The organism is Streptomyces sp. NPDC030799 (assembly GCF_055572255.1).
In genome coordinates, this window is sequence record NZ_JBVIDS010000007.1 from 148,640 (window position 1) to 164,027 (window position 15,388).

Consider the following 15,388-nt stretch of genomic DNA (forward strand, 5'->3'; position numbering starts at 1 on the left):
GGCCGGCGGCCCTCCGTCGGAGGACCTCGCTGCCGCGCAACTGCCTTGCGTCGAGAGCGAATTGTGCCCTAAGACGGGCCGCCCGGGGCCGTCGGTCCGGGTCACGGCGGGTGAAGTACGGGCCGCTGTGTTGACCCGGCTGCGAGAATTTCCGTATGGCCGAGATCATCCAGCGGGACGGGACCTGGGCCTTCGACGGCAGCACGATCCGGATCACGCCCGGACTGCACCGCTGCGTGCCGCTGTTCCGGCAGACGTACGGGGAGATCTCCGTTCCCCTGGAGGCGGTCTCGGACGTCGTCTACGAACCCGAGCGCAAGCGTGGCCGGCTGCGGATGCGGCTGCGCGAGGGCGCCGATCCGCTGCTCCAGGCGACGGGCGGGCGGCTGCCGGACCCGGCCGACCCCTACCGGCTGGCGGTGGACGCGGACCGCGGCGGGGTCGCGGAGTACGTCGCCGAGGAGATCCGGCACGCCCTGCTCCTCGACCGGATCCCCAAGGAGCCCACGACCGCCTATCTGCTGCCGGGCCCGCCGGTGCCGGTGTCGGTGCGGTGCTCCGACGGCACGGTCTCCTTCGACGGCGCACAGGTGCGCATCGACTGGGCCGACACCTCCGACCGGGTCAAACGCGCCACCGGCCCGCGGATCATCGCGCTCGGAGACCTGGTGCAGGTGGAGTGGCTGCCGAACTCCGGGTACGAGGACGGCTTTCTGCGGTTCGTGACCCCGGAGACGGTGTTCTCCAAGCTGCCGCCCGAGCGGGACCCCTACACCCTGGACCTGTGGGGCAGCGTGCGGCGCGATCTGCTGACCGCGCTGGTCGCGACGGCCGTCACCGCCCGGCTGCCGCATCCCTCCACCCGCACGGGTGCCGCCTACGACGGCCGGGACCGGCGGCGGACGGTCGTACCCGGGCAGGCCGACCACCATGACGCCCTGCTGCGCCGGCTGCGGGAGCTGGGCGAGCTGCACCGGGACGGGGTGCTCACGGACGAGGAGTTCGCGATGACCAAGGCGGCGGTGCTCAGGGGGTTCAGCTGAGCAGGTCCGGTTCGCTGCGGCTGATGTCCTGCCACAGGGGCTGGTAGTTGATCCAGGCCACCAGGTCGCCGCCGAGCTGTTCGCGGGTGGCGACGGCGAGTTTGTGGTCGATGAGGACCGGGCGGCCGGCCGCCTTCGCCATCAGCTGCACCTGGCTGGACCGCTCCATCGACATGAACCACCAGGCCGCCGCGTCCACCGAGTCGCCGACGGTGAGCAGTCCGTGGTTGCGCAGCACGAGCGCCTTGCGGGAGCCGAGGGCACCGGCGATCCGGCGGCCTTCCTCGGTGTCCACGGTGACGCCGGTGTAGGCGTCGTAGAGCGCGACGTCCTCGTAGAAGGCGCAGCTCTCCTGGGTGATGGGGTCGATCAGCTCGCCGAGCGCGGCCAGGGCGCGGCCGTGCACGGAGTGGCAGTGGGCGACGGCGACGACATCGGGGCGGGCGGCGTGGACCTGGGCGTGCACGGTGAACGCGGCCTGGTTGACGTGGTAGCGGCCCTCGACGACCTGTCCGTCCTGGTTGGCGAGGACGAGATCGCTGACGGTGACGTGCTTGAACGGCATCCCGAACGGGTTGACCCAGAAGCAGTCGGTGAACTCCGGGTCGCGGGCGGTGATGTGCCCGGAGACCCCGTCCTCGAACCCGGCCCGGCCGAAGATCCGCAGGGCTCCCGCGAGCCGCTCCTTGCGGTGCCTGCGCTCGGCCTCCACCGACTCGTGCATCGGCGGCATGGCGAACTGCAGCTGGTCGGTGGGCAGCGGCAGGGGCGGGGTGGGCCCGTGCATAGGTCCTCCAGCGGGCGGATTGCGGTACGCGCCGGAAGTTACCGCCGGTCAGCGCAAAAGGGCAGAGCTGTTTTGTAAAGATGACGTACGCGGTGAATACACGACAGAGGTTGTCCGGTTTGCCGGTGAGACTGGCGCGCATGAACTGGGCATCCTTCAGCACCGCAGAACCCGAACTGGCAGCGATCACCGAGGAGCGGTTCGGTGCCTTCCGCCATCACGTCCTCGCCACCCTCCGCAGGGACGGCTCGCCGCGCACGTCCGGACTGGAGGCCGACTTCCGCGGCGGTGAGCTGTGGCTCGGCATGATGGCGGGCTCGCGGAAAGCCCTCGACCTGCGACGCGACCCGCGTTTCGCGCTCCAGGCGAACCCGGGCGACGGCACGGGGATGGGCGGCGGGGACGTACGGATCGCGGGGCGGGCGTACAAGGTGGAGGGCGAGCGGAAGTCCGGGTACGCGAAAGAGGTGGAACCGCCGGAGCCGTTCCACCTCTTCCGCACCGAGCTGACGGAGGTCGTGCGAACCTACGTCGAGGACGACCGGTATCTGGTCGTCCAGGTCTGGACGCCCGGTGCGTCCCTGCGCACGCTCAGGCGCGCGTAGGGCCTACTCCCACTCGATGGTGCCCGGCGGCTTCGAGGTGACGTCGAGGACGACCCGGTTGACGTCCCGGACCTCGTTGGTGATCCGGGTCGAGATACGGGCCAGGACGTCGTACGGCAGCCGGGACCAGTCGGCCGTCATGGCGTCCTCGGAGGACACCGGGCGCAGCACGATCGGGTGGCCGTAGGTGCGGCCGTCGCCCTGGACGCCGACGGAACGGACGTCCGCGAGGAGGACCACCGGGCACTGCCAGATGTCCCGGTCGAGGCCGGCCGCGGTCAGCTCCTCGCGGGCGATGGCATCCGCGTCGCGGAGCAGGTCCAGGCGCTCCTTGGTGACCTCGCCGACGATACGGATGCCGAGCCCGGGACCGGGGAACGGCTGGCGCTGGACGATCTCCTCCGGCAGGCCCAGCTCCTGGCCGACCATGCGGACCTCGTCCTTGAACAGCTTGCGCAGCGGCTCGATCAGCTTGAACTCGAGGTCCTCGGGCAGGCCGCCGACGTTGTGGTGCGACTTGATGTTCGCGGTGCCGGTGCCGCCGCCGGACTCGACCACGTCCGGGTACAGGGTGCCCTGGACCAGGAACTCCACGGCCGGGCCCTCGTCGGCGATGATGTCCGCCTGCGCCTGCTCGAAGACGCGGATGAACTCACGGCCGATGATCTTGCGCTTCTCCTCGGGGTCCGAGACACCCTTGAGCGCGGTCAGGAAGCGCTCCTCGGCGTCCACGACGACCAGCTTGACGCCGGTCGCGGCCACGAAGTCCTTCTCGACCTGCTCGGTCTCACCCTTGCGCATCAGGCCGTGGTCGACGTACACGCAGGTCAGCTGGTCGCCGATGGCACGGGCGACGAGGGCGGCGGCGACGGCGGAGTCCACGCCGCCGGACAGACCGCAGATCGCGCGCTTGTCGCCGACCTGCTCACGGATCGCGGCGACCTGCTCCTCGATCACGTTGCCGGTCGTCCAGTCCGGCTTCAGACCCGCACCCCGGTACAGGAAGTGCTCCAGCACCTGCTGGCCGTGCGTGGAGTGCATGACCTCGGGGTGGTACTGGACGCCGTAGAGCTTCTTCTCGTCGTTCTCGAACGCGGCGACCGGGACGACGTCCGTGGACGCGGTGACCGAGAAGCCCTCGGGGGCGGCGGAGCAGGCGTCGCCGTGCGACATCCACACGTGCTGCTCGTCCGGGGTGCCCTCGAACAGGGTGGAGGAGTTCTTCGAGACGTGCAGGTCGGTACGGCCGTACTCGCGGGCGCCGGTGTTGTCGACGGTGCCGCCAAGGCTCTGCGCCATCAGCTGGAAGCCGTAGCACATGCCGAAGACGGGGACGCCGGCCTCGAAGATCTCGCGGTCGAGCGTGGGAGCACCCGCCTCGTACACCGAGGAGGGGCCGCCGGAGAGGATGATCGCCGCGGGGTTCTTGGCGAGCATCTCCTTCACCGGCATGGTGCTCGGCACGATCTCGCTGTAGACCCGCGCCTCGCGGACGCGACGGGCGATGAGCTGGGCGTACTGCGCGCCGAAGTCGACGACCAGGACGGTGTCGGGGTTGGCGGCAGTGGAAGTCGCTGATGACACGGGGTGCCTTCTGGTGGTCGGGCGGGGGTCTGTGCTAACGAGTCTAACGGTGTGGGCGGGAAGGCTTCCCCTGGACTTCGCCATGGCATACTGACCTCATGCTTCAGCACACGACCTTCGTCTTTACCTATGGCACCCGGCCCGCCGGCTGCCATGGTCGTGCTGCTTGAGCGCAACGCCAAGCGACTTCCCAGGCGCCCCGGGCCGACAAGGCCCGGGGCGCCTGTCGTTTTCCGGGTCGTGTCGTCCCGGGGACTCCCCTTCCGATCGAGGAGCCCCGACATGACCAGTACCGTCACCCCGGAAGAGACCATCACGGACGCCCGTGAGCGCATCGACGCGCTCGACGACCGGATCATCGGTCTCATCCAGGAACGGATGGCCGTCTCCGCCGTCGTCCAGCAGACCCGCATCGCCTCCGGTGGACGCCGGGTGCACCTCTCCCGCGAGATGGAGATCCTCGGCCGCTACCGCGAGGCCCTCGGCAAGCCCGGCACCAACCTCGCCATGACCCTGCTCGAACTGTGCCGGGGCCGTATCTGAGTCCTGTGCCGTGTCCGAGTTCTGTGCCGGGGCCGTGTCCGAGTTCTGTGCCGGGGCCGTGTCCGAGTTCTGTGCCGGGGCCGTATCCGAGTTCGAGCCCTCTCACCCGTACGGCGCGTGACCGGCCCCCGCACCGCTTCGTTGAGCGGGGTGTCCGTGCCAGCCAGGGGCGGGCCCGACAGAACCACGCGTGGCTCGCTGGAGCGGTGAGGCGTACGGGTCGTGCCGTGCGCCGTGGGACCTCGCTCCAGGGAAGTGACCGGACGGCAGGGGACAGCAGCCCGGTCACCCCAGAGAACGGCCGGCTCCGGGGACGCCCGGGGCCGGCCGGCGGAAGAACTGCACACCCACCCAAGTACCAGCGGCGCAACCCCCCGGCGCCGCCCTTCAGGCACCGGCGCTGCCCTGACGTCGGTGCTGACCGAAGAAAGGCCCCGCGGCCTCTCCGTCCCGCGGGGCCTTTCGGCATGTCTGTGACCCACACCACATGAATATTCGGTGTGCCCGAAGCAACCCTTCTCTTCTTTCGCCGATCAAACCTGCCGAATCGAAAAAACAGAAGAACACTGAGAGGGACCTGCCTTCGGAGGGGGATGCAGGTCCCTCTTGGCGTGTCCCGCCCGGCTAGTGCTTCGGCGGTACGGCCGGCATCCCCAGGAACGGCAGGCGCAGCGCGCCGAAGGCCTCCGCCGGGACCACCGGGGCCTGCGGTTCCACCGGCTTCAGCCGCTCGTACGCCGCTCCTGGCGCCGGCCGCGGGTCCTCCTCGCCCTTGTTCGGCCAGAAGGACATCGCCCGCTCGGCCTGCGCGGTGATCGTCAGCGACGGGTTCACACCGAGGTTCGCCGAGACCGCGGCGCCGTCCACGACCGAGATGCCGGGGTGGCCGTAGAGGCGGTGGTACGGGTCGATCACACCCGTCTCCGGGGAGTCGCCGATGGGGCAGCCGCCGAGGAAGTGCGCGGTGAGCGGGGTGCCCATCAGCTCGCCGACGTTGCTGCCCGCGAAGCCGTTGATCTCTGCGGCGAGCGCGGAGGCGGCCTCCGTGGCGGCCTTGATCTGCTTGGGGTTGGGAGCGCCGTGCCCCTGGCGGGCGGTGAGCAGGCCCTTGCCGATTCCGTCCGGTTTCAGGTACGTCGTCAGGGAGTTGTCCAGCGACTGCATCACCAGGCCGATGATGGTCCGCTCGGACCAGCGCCGGTTGGAGAGGGAGCGCAGGACCAGCAGCGGGTGCCTGGCCGCGTTCGTCAGCCAGGCCAGCGCCCGGGAGGAGCCCTCGGCGTACGGCACCTGGAGGATCGACAGGCCGCCCATGGAGTTGGAGCCCTTGCCGTAGCGGACCGGCTCGATGTGCGTGTTCTCGTCCGGGTGGACCGAGGACGTGATCGCGACGCCCCGCGTGAAGTCGGCCTTCGGCTCGCCGGTCGCCCTGCGGTAGCGGCGGTTGTCGGTCTGTGCGCCCACCAGCGCCTCGGAGTTGGTCCGGGTCAGGTCGCCCAGCCGCTGGGACAGGTACGGCAGCTGGCCGCCGGCCTTCATCCGGTGCAGCAGGGTCTGCGTGCCGTACGTGCCGGCCGCGAGGACGACCCTGCGGGCGGTGAAGAGCCGGCCCTCGCCCTTCTTCTTCCGGTCCGTCGGCAGGGTCGCCACCGCATACCCGCCGCGTGAGTCGTCCGTGACGGACACGACCGTCGTCAGGGGGTGGACCACCGCGCCCGCCTTCTCGGCGAGGTACAGGTAGTTCTCGTTCAGGGTGTTCTTCGCGCCGTGCCGGCAGCCGGTCATGCACTCGCCGCACTCGGTACAGGCGTTGCGGGCGGGTCCTGCGCCGCCGAAGTACGGGTCGTTCACCTGCCCGCCGGGTAGGGCCTTCGCCTTGCCGTCGGCGTCCTTGCCGTCGCCGAAGAACACGCCGACCGGGGCGAGGTGGAAGGTGTCGCCGACGCCCATCCGCTGGGCCGCCGCCTTCAGATGCACGTCGGAGGGGGTCATCGTCGGGTTGAGCCGTACGCCGAGCATGCGCTGGGCCTGGTCGTAGTACGGCTTCAGCTCCTCCTGCCAGTCGGTGATGTCCCGCCACTGGGGGTCGTCGAAGAAGGCCTTCGGCGGTACGTAGAGGGTGTTGGCGTAGTTGAGAGAGCCGCCGCCCACGCCCGCGCCGGCCAGCACCATGACGTTGCCCAGCAGGTGGATGCGCTGGATGCCGAACATGCCGAGCCTGGGGGCCCAGAGGTAGTTCTTCAGGTCCCACGAGTTCTTGGGGAGGGTGTCGCGGGTGAAGCGGCGTCCCGCCTCCAGCACGCCGACCTTGTAACCCTTTTCTGTCAGGCGCAGGGCGGACACCGATCCGCCGAAGCCGGAGCCGATGACGAGGACGTCGTAGTCGTAAGCGTCCTGGGGCACGGGGTCTCCTCGTTGAGTTTCGCGTGCGGGCCGTTTGTGGTTGGTTGCGCCCCTGCGGCGGAGCCGCACATCAAATGCAGCCCCGCGCCCCTGGGGAATCACCTGAACCGGAATGCCTTCATCAGGCGGAGACTCGTGCTCATGAAGCGGGCGTAGCCCTCGTCCGTCATGCCCAGCGACGGCGCCATGGGAAGCAGTCGCTGCTGGGCCACCGTCTGGGCCTCCGTGTACTTGAGGATGCCCTCGGATCCGTGGCGGCGGCCGAGGCCGGAGTCCTTCATGCCGCCCATCGGGGACTGGACGCTGCCGTAGGCGGGTGCGTAGCCCTCGTTGACGTTGACCGTGCCGGTGCGCAGGCGGGCGGCGACGGCCCGGCCGCGCGCGGCGCTCTTCGTCCAGACGGAGGAGTTCAGGCCGTACGGCGTGGCGTTGGCCCGCTCGATCACCTCGTCGTCGGTCTTGAAGCGGTAGATCGAGACGACCGGGCCGAAGGTCTCCTCCTCGCACACGGACATGGAACTCTCGACGCCGTCGAGGATGGTCGGCTCGAAGAAGTACGGGCCGATGTCCGGGCGGGCGACCCCGCCCGCGATCACCTTCGCCCCCTTGGCGACGGCTTCTTCCACATGCCGTTCGACGGTCTTCAGCTGGCGCTCGCCGACCAGCGAGCCCATGTCGGCGCCGTAGGCGAGGGAGTTGCCGAGCCGCATGGCCCTGGTGCGGGCGGCGAAACGCTCCAGGAAGGTGTCGGCGACCGACTCGTGGACGTACAGCCGCTCGATGGAGATGCAGAGCTGTCCGGCGGAGGAGAAGCAGGCGCGTACGGCGCCGGCGGCGGCCTTCTCGATGTCGGCGTCGTCCAGGACCAGCATGGCGTTCTTGCCGCCGAGTTCGAGGGAGACGCCGACCAGACGGGCTGCGGCGCCCTGGGCGACCTCGCGGCCGGTGCGGGTGGAACCGGTGAAGGAGACGTAGTCGGCGTGCCTGACGACCTCCGGGCCGACGACCGGACCCTCGCCGAGGACGACCTGGAAGACGCCCTCGGGCAGACCCGCCTCGATGAGCAGGTCGCGGGCCCACAGGGCGGTGAGGCAGGTCTCGGTGTCCGGCTTCATCACGACCGCGTTGCCCGCGACGAAGGCCGGCAGCGCGTCGCCGACCGACAGTTCCAGCGGGTAGTTCCACGGGGCGATCTGGCCCACGACACCGCGCGGATGGCGGAGTTCGGTGACCTTCGTGAGCGTGGGCACGGCGCCGGTGTGCCGCTTGGGCCGCAGGTAGGCGGGGGCCTTGCGGCCGTAGTGGCGGGCCGCGACCGCGACGGCCTGCACCTCCTCGTGCGCGTGCAGGCGGGCCTTGCCGGTCTCCAGCTGGATGAGGTCGAGCACCTCGGCCTGCCGCTGCAGCACCAGGTCGTGGAAGCGGAGCAGGACGGCGGCCCGTTGCCGTACCGGGGTCTTCTCCCACACGGCCTGTGCGGTACGCGCCGCCTCGAAGGCCTTCTGTACGTCCTCGGGGGTGGACTCGGGCAGGTCGGCCAGCTTCTCACCGGTGAACGGGGTGTGGTTGGCGGTACGGCCGGAACCGACGACGCCCTTGGTGAGCTGGGCCACCAGCTCCGGCGTGACCACGTCGGCGGCGGTGCGGACGCCTTCGGGTGCGGGCGCGAGGGGGTTGGTGCCGGTGCTGTCCGGGGCCTGCGTGTCCGTCATGACGCGCAGGGTATGCCGGAGCGGGGTCTTTGTGTACCCGTCGGTAACGGGGATTCACCGAGTGCTCACATACTGCCAGTGATCACTGGCAGGGAATGTGCTGATCAGGGCGTTGAGGGGGCGACGAGCAGAACGATCACTGGAGTCCGGCTTTTTTCGCCAGGAGCAGTCCCAGCGCGGTGCGCGGGGTGCGGCGGCGGGGGCCGGGGGGCGGCGGGGGCGCCGGCTCGGGCGCCGATGAGGCTTCCGGTGAGGGTGCCGACGGCGGAGCCGGCGAGGGGTCCGGCGAGGGCGACGGTTCCGGTGCGGTGTCGGGTTCCCGTGGAGTGTCGGGTTCCGGTGTGGGTCCGAGGTAGTCGCGCAGTGCCGTCATGACCTCCTCGGAACCCGGGCGCGCCGCGGGCTCGTCGGCATGCAGCCGGTCCAGCAGCGGGCCCAGCGGGCCGGGGTCCGCGTCCCCCAGGGCGGCGCGGAGCAGGGCGCCCAGCGACCACAGGTCGGAGGCCGGGCCGGCGCCGGGGCCCGCGGCGCGCTCGGGGGCCACGAAACCGGCGGGCGCGTCCGCCGGGTGGCCGTCGCCGGTGCCGAAGTCGGTGACGACGACCCGCCCGGTGCCGGACTCCAGCAGGACGTTGGCCGGTTTGACGTCCCGGTGCACGATGCCGACGGCGTGCGCGGCGCGCAGTGCACCGAGGACGGCGAGCCCGATCCGGGCGGTCTCGGCGGGCGGGAGGGACCCTCGGCGCAGGGCCTCCTGCAGGGACTCGCCCTCCACCAACTCCATGACGATCCAGGGGACATGGCCCTCGATGACGACGTCGTACACGGTGACGGCGGAGGGATGGCGCACCCGGGCGGCGGCGCGGGCCTCCCGGTAGAGCCGGCGGGCGATACGGCTGCTTTCCTCGTCATCGGCCGGATCGCCGGGCAGCAGCGGCTCCTTGACGGCGACCCGGCGCCCCTGCCCCTGTTCGTCCCGGGCCCGCCAGACGGTTCCGGTGGGCCCGGATCCGAGGCGTCCGGCCAGCCGGTAGCGGCCACCGATCAGACGTGCGTCGGGCGGGTGTTCGCCGTCTCCACTCATGTCACATGAGTACCGTGAGCACCACCCCCTTGTCGAAGCGGTGCGCTCAGACGGCCCACCGGTGCAGGGTGAAACCGGCCCCCGCCTTCCTCACCTCCACCGCGCCGGCACCGCCGAAGTGGGCGGGGACGACCAACTCCCGTTCGGCCGCCGCGCGTTCCAGGACCCGCAGCCGGGTCTCGGCCGCCCTTCGCGGGTCGAGGCAGAAGCAGCTGCTGCACTCGGGGTGCAGGATCTGCACCGGGCTGTGCAGCAGATCCCCGACGAACACGGCCCGCTCACCCCGGGACTCGACGCGCAGGACGGAGGAGCCCGGGGTGTGACCGGGAGCGGCCTCAAGGACGAGATGTGCGTCGATCCGGTACTCGTCCTCCCACAGCACGGCCTGCCCGGCCCGGTGCACGGGCGCCACGCTGTCCTCGTAGACGAGCCGGTCGAGCGGGCGCGCCCCGCCCGCGTACCCGCCCGCCGGGCCGAAGTGGGCGTCGTCGGCGGCCGGGAGGAGGTAACGGGCGTGCGGGAAGGTGGGAATCCACTCGCCGTCGGCGTCGCGGGTGTTCCAGCCGACGTGGTCGCTGTGCAGGTGGGTGTTGACGACGACATCGACGTCCTGCGGGCGGACGCCGGCCTCCTCCAGGCGGTCCAGGAACCGTCCCTGCCGCCGGTGGAAGAGCGGATTGCCGGGCCGTTCCCGGCCGTTGCCGACGCCGGTGTCGACCACCACGGTGCGGCCGCCGCCGCGCACCACCCACGTCTGGACCGCCACCACGGCCCGGTCACCGCCGGCCTCCCGGTGATCGGGGACCAGGTCCTCCTCGTGCGCGCTCCACACCTCGGGAGGGCAGTCCGGTACGAGGGTGCCGCCGGGCAGGTGCGGCCCCCGCCACTCGATGATGCGGAGCACCTCGACATCGCCGATCAGGAAACTCTGAACTTGGTCATCAGCCATGGTGATCACCCTAGGAGCCACGGTGTGAGCATTCCAATGCTTGTTCGGCGCGCTCGGATACGCTGTCGTCTCATGGATGTGGTGAGTGATGCGATCTCCACGGTCCGGGTGGGCGAGCCCTCGTCGAACCGGCTGCGGGTGAGCGGCTCCTGGTGCGTGCGTCTGTCCCCGTACGAGGGGGCCGGCTTCCATGTCGTGCTGAGCGGCGCGTGCCGGCTGTTTCCGGACGGGGGCGGCGATCCGGTGGACCTGGGCCCGGGGGACGTGGTGCTGCTGCCGCACGGCGCCGGCCATGTACTGGCGGACCGTACGGCGACGGAGGCCCAAGCGCGGCGGGCAGTGCCGTTCGAGACGGTGCGGGACACGGACGTACGACGCCCCGGGCCGGGGCCCGACGTCGAGCTGCTGTGCGGCAAGTACCGGCTCGACCGCAGCCGTACGCATCCGCTGCTGGCGGAGCTGCCGCAGGTGGTGCATCTGCCCCACCGGGTCGGCGACCACCCCGAACTGCGCACGGCCGTCGACCTGCTCGCCCGTGAGCTGGACGAACGCCGGCCGGGCGGCTGCCTCGCCCTGCCGAGCCTGCTGGACCTCCTGCTGATCTACATGATCCGCGCCTGGATGGCCCGGGCGGAGACGGGCGCGTGGCCAGCGGTGCTGGGCGACCCGGTGACGACGGCCGCGCTGCGCGCCCTGCACTCCGATCCGGCGGCCCCCTGGACGACCGACCGCCTCGCCGCCGAGGCCGGTGTCTCCCGCGCCACCCTCGCCCGCCGCTTCACCACCCTGGTCGGCCGCCCGCCGATGGCCTATCTGACCTGGTGGCGGCTGACCCTCGCGGCGACCCGGCTGCGCGCCACCGACGCGCCGCTCGCGACGGTGGCACGGGAGACCGGGTACGGCAGCCCGTACGCCCTCTCGCACGCCTTCAGCCGGGCGTTCGGGATCACACCGGGCCGGTACCGCGAGGCCTCGGGGATCAGGACTTCGTGATGTCCAGGTTGGCGATCGCCGCCCTGGCCACCTCCCGGCCGCGCGCCGTGAAGTCGCCCTGGCCGGGGTAGCCGACGGTGAGCGTGTACATGTCTCCGGCGCCCGTGCGGTAGTAGAAGATCTGGATCTCGCGCGGGCGCGGACCGTCGCTGTCGTCGGTCTTGTAGCCGACGGTGTTCTTCGCGGCCTGTCCGCCGTGATAGGTGGCCGTGTCGTCCGGCTGGGTGCGCGCGCCCTTGGGCATGTTCAGGGTGTAGTCGCCCTCGGTCCGGAACTTCTCGTCGTCGGCGTACATCTGGGACCGCGCGCTGTTCTTGATCTCGTGCAGGGAGTCGTCCGCCCTCCGCGCCAGATGCAGCTCGACCCACACACTGCCGCTCGCGTCCTCGTACGTCACCCAGTTCCTGTCGGTGGCGTCCTTGGCGGGCCGGATCGGCTGGTACCCGGCGGGCACCGCGACGGTGGCGCCGAGCTTCGCCTCCGGCTTCTTCGCCCAGCCGTCGGGCAGCGGGCCCGCGAAGGGGTCGGCGAGGACCAGGTACGCCGCCACCGCCGCCGCGACCAGCACCGCGCCCGCGCCCAGCCACGCCGTACGGCGAAGGCGCCGGGAACGGCCGGCGGGCGGCACGGCCCGGCCGGGCTGCGTCGGCGCCAGAGGTGCGGGGGGCGCCTGCGGGGCAGGCGGGGCCGGGGGCCGTACCGCCTGCTCCAGCAGCGTCCGGACCCGGTCGGCCGGCGGCCGGTGCGCGGGGTCCTTGCGCAGCAGCCCGTCGATGACCTCGGCCAGCGGGCCGGAGGCGGACGCGGGCGCGGCCGGGGTGGAGTTGAGGACCGACTGCAGGGTGGCCGGGGTGTTGCTGCGGCGGAACGGCGAGACGCCCTCGGTGGCCGTGTAGAGCAGCACGCCCAGGGACCACAGGTCGCTCGCCGGGCCGGGCCGCTGTCCCAGCACCCGCTCCGGCGCGATGTACTCGGGCGAGCCGACGAATCCGCCGGTGTCGGTGAGCCGTGTGTCGCCCTCGATCTGCGCGATGCCGAAGTCCGTGAGCACCACCCGGTCGTGCCGGCCGAGCAGGACGTTGTCGGGCTTGACGTCCCGGTGCAGGACGCCCGCCGCGTGCGCCGCCTCCAGCGCGCCGAGCACCTGAAGACCGATCCGGGCCGCCTCGCGCGCACCCAGCGTCCCCTCCTGCAGCACGTCGCCGAGGCTGCGGCCGCGCACCAGCTCCATCACGATCCAGGGCCGGCCGTCGACGACCGCGACGTCGTGGACGTTCACCACCGCCGGGTGGTCGAGGCGGGCCGCAGCGCGGGCCTCGCGGCGCATGCGCTCGAAGGCGTTGGCGCGTTCCCGTTCGGGAAGGTCGTCCGGGAGGCGGGGCTCCTTGACGGCGACCTCCCGGTCCACCGTCTCGTCCTCGGCCCGCCACACCGTCCCCATCCCGCCGTGGCCCAGCTTGCCGAGCAGCCGGTACCGACCGGCGATCAGCCGCCCGGCCCCGGCTTCCTGCCGCGGGGGCGGGACGGGGTGCGGCGGCGTGTGCGGCTGCATGTGTGACTGCGGTTGCGGCGGCTGCGGCGGTTGCAGAACAAAACTCGTCGTGTCGTCGGTGCCGTGACCGACTCCCCCGTCACTGCTCATGAATCATCCATATCGCGCCACCGGCGCCCGCAGCCACAGGGAACGCGAACCGGTCACACACCCGTGACCGAGCGGCCGGTCAGGAGCCCGCCCGGAAGGTGTCGACCGCCACGTCGAAGTACTCCCGCGCCTCCCGCACCTTGCCGACCGGCGCCGACACCCACACGTCGTACATCCGCCCGGCCTCCTCCCAGCACAGGTCGTAGGTGTGGCGCGGACCCTCCGCCGCGCTGAAGCCGTCCCAGGTGAACTCCCACAGCGCGGCGGGGTGTCCGTTGTGCGTGGTGGGGGTGATCCGGCCGTCGCGGTAACCGGGGTTGGTGGCGGGGCCCTTGGCGGCCGACCGTTCCATCGCGCCCCGGGGGCCGCCCGGTTGCCGACCGGTCGTCTTGACACCGAGGCGGAAGGTCTGGCCGGGCGAGAGGTAGAAGACGCGCTCGCCCTGCGGACTGCGGGTGAAGTCCTGCGGTACGGCGAGGGAGAAGCCGGCCGGGTCCCGGGCGGTGCGGTATCCGGAGGGCGCGGTGCGCGAGTCGGTCGAGGCGGGGCCGGTCGGCGTCGGGCGTGTCGCGGTGGGGGCCGGCACGGCGGTGCCGGGTGCCGGGGACGAGGCCGGCGGCGACGTCGGGCGCGTACCGGACCCGGTCGCCGGGGACGTCACCGTACCGCCGGGGTTGCCGCCCCTGTCGCCGTCCCGGTGCAGCAGCAGCGCCGCCGCCGACACGCCGGCCCCGGCCAGCGCGGCGACGAGCAGGGCCGCGACCAGCACCCCGCGCGTGGACGTGCGGGGCGGGGGTTCGGCCGCCGGCCCGGACGCGGTGGGCGGCTGCGGTCCCTGCTGGGCAACGGCAGGCTCGGTGGGCGGGTGGAGGCCGGCGGCCTGCGGCGTACGGCCGCCGCCCGTGGCCCCTGATCTCGGCGCGCCGCTCCCCGTGGCGTCGGCCCTCGGCGTACGGCTTCCCGTCGCGCCGGGCCGCGGGGGCCGGCTCCCGCCGATCCGGTGGCCGCGCCCGGCGGCCGGGGTGCCGGGCGGTCCCGGGGCCTCCGGTGTCCGGCCGGTCTCCAGGAACGTCCGCAGCATCTGCTCGGCCGCGGCGGCGCCGAGCCGCCGGTCGGGGTCGCGTTCCAGCAGTCCCCGTACGACCGGCAGCAGCGGCTCGGCCTCGGCGGGGGGCCGGATCTCGGCGGCGACCACGGCGTGCAGGATGCCGCCGAGCGAGTCGCGCCGGAACGGCGACTCGCCGCTGAGCACCGTGCACAGCAGCGCGCCCACCGACCACAGGTCGGACTCCGGCCCGGTGCGCAGCCCCGACATCCGCTCCGGCGCGGTGTATTCGGGCGAGCCGACGAAGGAGCCGGTCTCGGTGAGCGTGGTGGCGCCCTCCACCTGCGCGATCCCGAAGTCCGTCAGCACGACCCGTCCGGTGCCGGACTCGATCAGGACGTTCGCGGGCTTGATGTCCCGGTGCAGCACCCCCGCCTCGTGCGCGGTGTGCACCGCGCTGAGCAGGGCGATACCGATCCGTGCGGCCTCGGCGGCGTCGACCGGGCCCTGCCGCGAGATCCGGTCGGCGAGCGAACCGCCGTCGACCAACTCCATGACCAGGTAAGGGCGTTCGTCCTGCTCCACCACGTCGTGCACGACGATGATGTGCGGATGCCGCAACTGGGCGACCGCCCGCGCCTCGCGGAAGGTACGGTCCCGGCGGCGCCGCGCGTCGTCCTCGGCCAGGGAGTCGTCCGGGAGGAGTTCCTTGACCGCGACACGCCGTCCCAGCACCTGGTCGACGGCCCGCCATACGACGCCCATGCCGCCACGCCCGATGCGTGCCTCCAGGCGGTAACGGTCCGCGATCACACGGAAGACGTCCCCCTCGGTCCCCATGCGCCCCATCATGCCGCATCGGACGGACGCCTTCCGGGACGGCGATCGGCCAAGTATGCCGTCCGGCCAGGGGCGTGGCTTGAATCATGCAGCAGCGGAGGCAGGACTTCCTCGCGGCCCGGCCGCTCCCCCGCACTCGCTCCGGGGCGATGAGAGCG

General features: G+C 72.1%; 12 protein-coding genes. 4 read left to right on the forward strand and 8 right to left on the reverse strand.

Features of this window, described 5'->3' with window-relative positions; translation table 11 throughout:
* Positions 1 to 155 precede the first annotated feature (155 nt).
* On the forward strand, positions 156 to 1,043 hold the full coding sequence (locus tag ACZ41I_RS19205) for a DUF4429 domain-containing protein (RefSeq protein ID WP_468514642.1): 888 nt from the start codon (positions 156 to 158) through the stop codon (positions 1,041 to 1,043).
* Here the strand turns inward: ACZ41I_RS19205 and ACZ41I_RS19210 are convergent.
* Positions 1,036 to 1,830 carry a class II aldolase/adducin family protein gene (locus tag ACZ41I_RS19210; RefSeq protein WP_363214747.1) on the reverse strand — a complete coding sequence of 265 codons (795 nt, stop codon included), beginning with the start codon at positions 1,828 to 1,830 and terminating at the stop codon, positions 1,036 to 1,038. The genes ACZ41I_RS19205 and ACZ41I_RS19210 overlap by 8 nt on opposite strands.
* A gap of 140 nt (positions 1,831 to 1,970) precedes the next feature.
* On the opposite strand from ACZ41I_RS19210, the gene ACZ41I_RS19215 reads away from it, so the two are divergent.
* Complete coding sequence (locus ACZ41I_RS19215) at positions 1,971 to 2,435, forward strand: pyridoxamine 5'-phosphate oxidase family protein (protein WP_468514643.1); 465 nt, start codon at positions 1,971 to 1,973, stop codon at positions 2,433 to 2,435.
* A gap of 3 nt (positions 2,436 to 2,438) precedes the next feature.
* Here ACZ41I_RS19215 and guaA read toward each other — a convergent pair whose 3' ends face one another.
* Positions 2,439 to 4,019, reverse strand: a complete 1,581-nt coding sequence (gene guaA, locus ACZ41I_RS19220; RefSeq protein WP_399763698.1) for a glutamine-hydrolyzing GMP synthase — start codon at positions 4,017 to 4,019, stop codon at positions 2,439 to 2,441.
* 240 nt (positions 4,020 to 4,259) lie between these two features.
* Here guaA and ACZ41I_RS19225 point away from each other — a divergent pair, with 240 nt between their 5' ends.
* Entirely contained in the window at positions 4,260 to 4,562 is a 303-nt protein-coding gene (locus ACZ41I_RS19225) for a chorismate mutase (RefSeq protein ID WP_363214744.1), read from the forward strand.
* Between the two features lie 624 nt (positions 4,563 to 5,186).
* Here ACZ41I_RS19225 and ACZ41I_RS19230 read toward each other — a convergent pair.
* The 4 genes from ACZ41I_RS19230 to ACZ41I_RS19245 all read right to left on the reverse strand — a co-directional run bounded on the left by ACZ41I_RS19230 (position 5,187) and on the right by ACZ41I_RS19245 (position 10,710).
* Positions 5,187 to 6,965 (reverse strand): GMC family oxidoreductase N-terminal domain-containing protein, encoded by a 1,779-nt coding sequence (locus ACZ41I_RS19230; protein WP_399763694.1) that lies wholly within the window; start codon positions 6,963 to 6,965, stop codon positions 5,187 to 5,189.
* A gap of 98 nt (positions 6,966 to 7,063) precedes the next feature.
* Positions 7,064 to 8,677 carry a succinic semialdehyde dehydrogenase gene (locus tag ACZ41I_RS19235; RefSeq protein WP_399763691.1) on the reverse strand — a complete coding sequence of 538 codons (1,614 nt, stop codon included), beginning with the start codon at positions 8,675 to 8,677 and terminating at the stop codon, positions 7,064 to 7,066.
* A gap of 136 nt (positions 8,678 to 8,813) precedes the next feature.
* Positions 8,814 to 9,761: a serine/threonine-protein kinase gene (locus ACZ41I_RS19240; RefSeq protein WP_468514644.1), complete on the reverse strand. Its 948-nt coding sequence runs from the start codon at positions 9,759 to 9,761 to the stop codon at positions 8,814 to 8,816.
* Positions 9,762 to 9,807: 46 nt separating this feature from the next.
* Complete coding sequence (locus ACZ41I_RS19245; RefSeq protein WP_468514645.1) at positions 9,808 to 10,710, reverse strand: MBL fold metallo-hydrolase; 903 nt, start codon at positions 10,708 to 10,710, stop codon at positions 9,808 to 9,810.
* A 72-nt stretch (positions 10,711 to 10,782) separates the two neighbouring features.
* Between ACZ41I_RS19245 and ACZ41I_RS19250 the strand changes: the two genes are divergently transcribed.
* Positions 10,783 to 11,703 carry an AraC family transcriptional regulator gene (locus ACZ41I_RS19250; protein WP_468514646.1) on the forward strand — a complete coding sequence of 307 codons (921 nt, stop codon included), beginning with the start codon at positions 10,783 to 10,785 and terminating at the stop codon, positions 11,701 to 11,703.
* On the opposite strand, the gene ACZ41I_RS19255 is transcribed toward ACZ41I_RS19250, so the two are convergent.
* Together ACZ41I_RS19255 and ACZ41I_RS19260 are read right to left on the reverse strand one after the other, a co-directional pair.
* Entirely contained in the window at positions 11,690 to 13,345 is a 1,656-nt protein-coding gene (locus ACZ41I_RS19255) for a serine/threonine-protein kinase (protein ID WP_468324801.1), read from the reverse strand. The two genes, ACZ41I_RS19250 and ACZ41I_RS19255, sit on opposite strands and share 14 nt — an antisense overlap.
* A gap of 79 nt (positions 13,346 to 13,424) precedes the next feature.
* Positions 13,425 to 15,230, reverse strand: a complete 1,806-nt coding sequence (locus tag ACZ41I_RS19260; protein ID WP_468514647.1) for a serine/threonine-protein kinase — start codon at positions 15,228 to 15,230, stop codon at positions 13,425 to 13,427.
* Between the last annotated feature and the right edge of the window lie 158 nt (positions 15,231 to 15,388).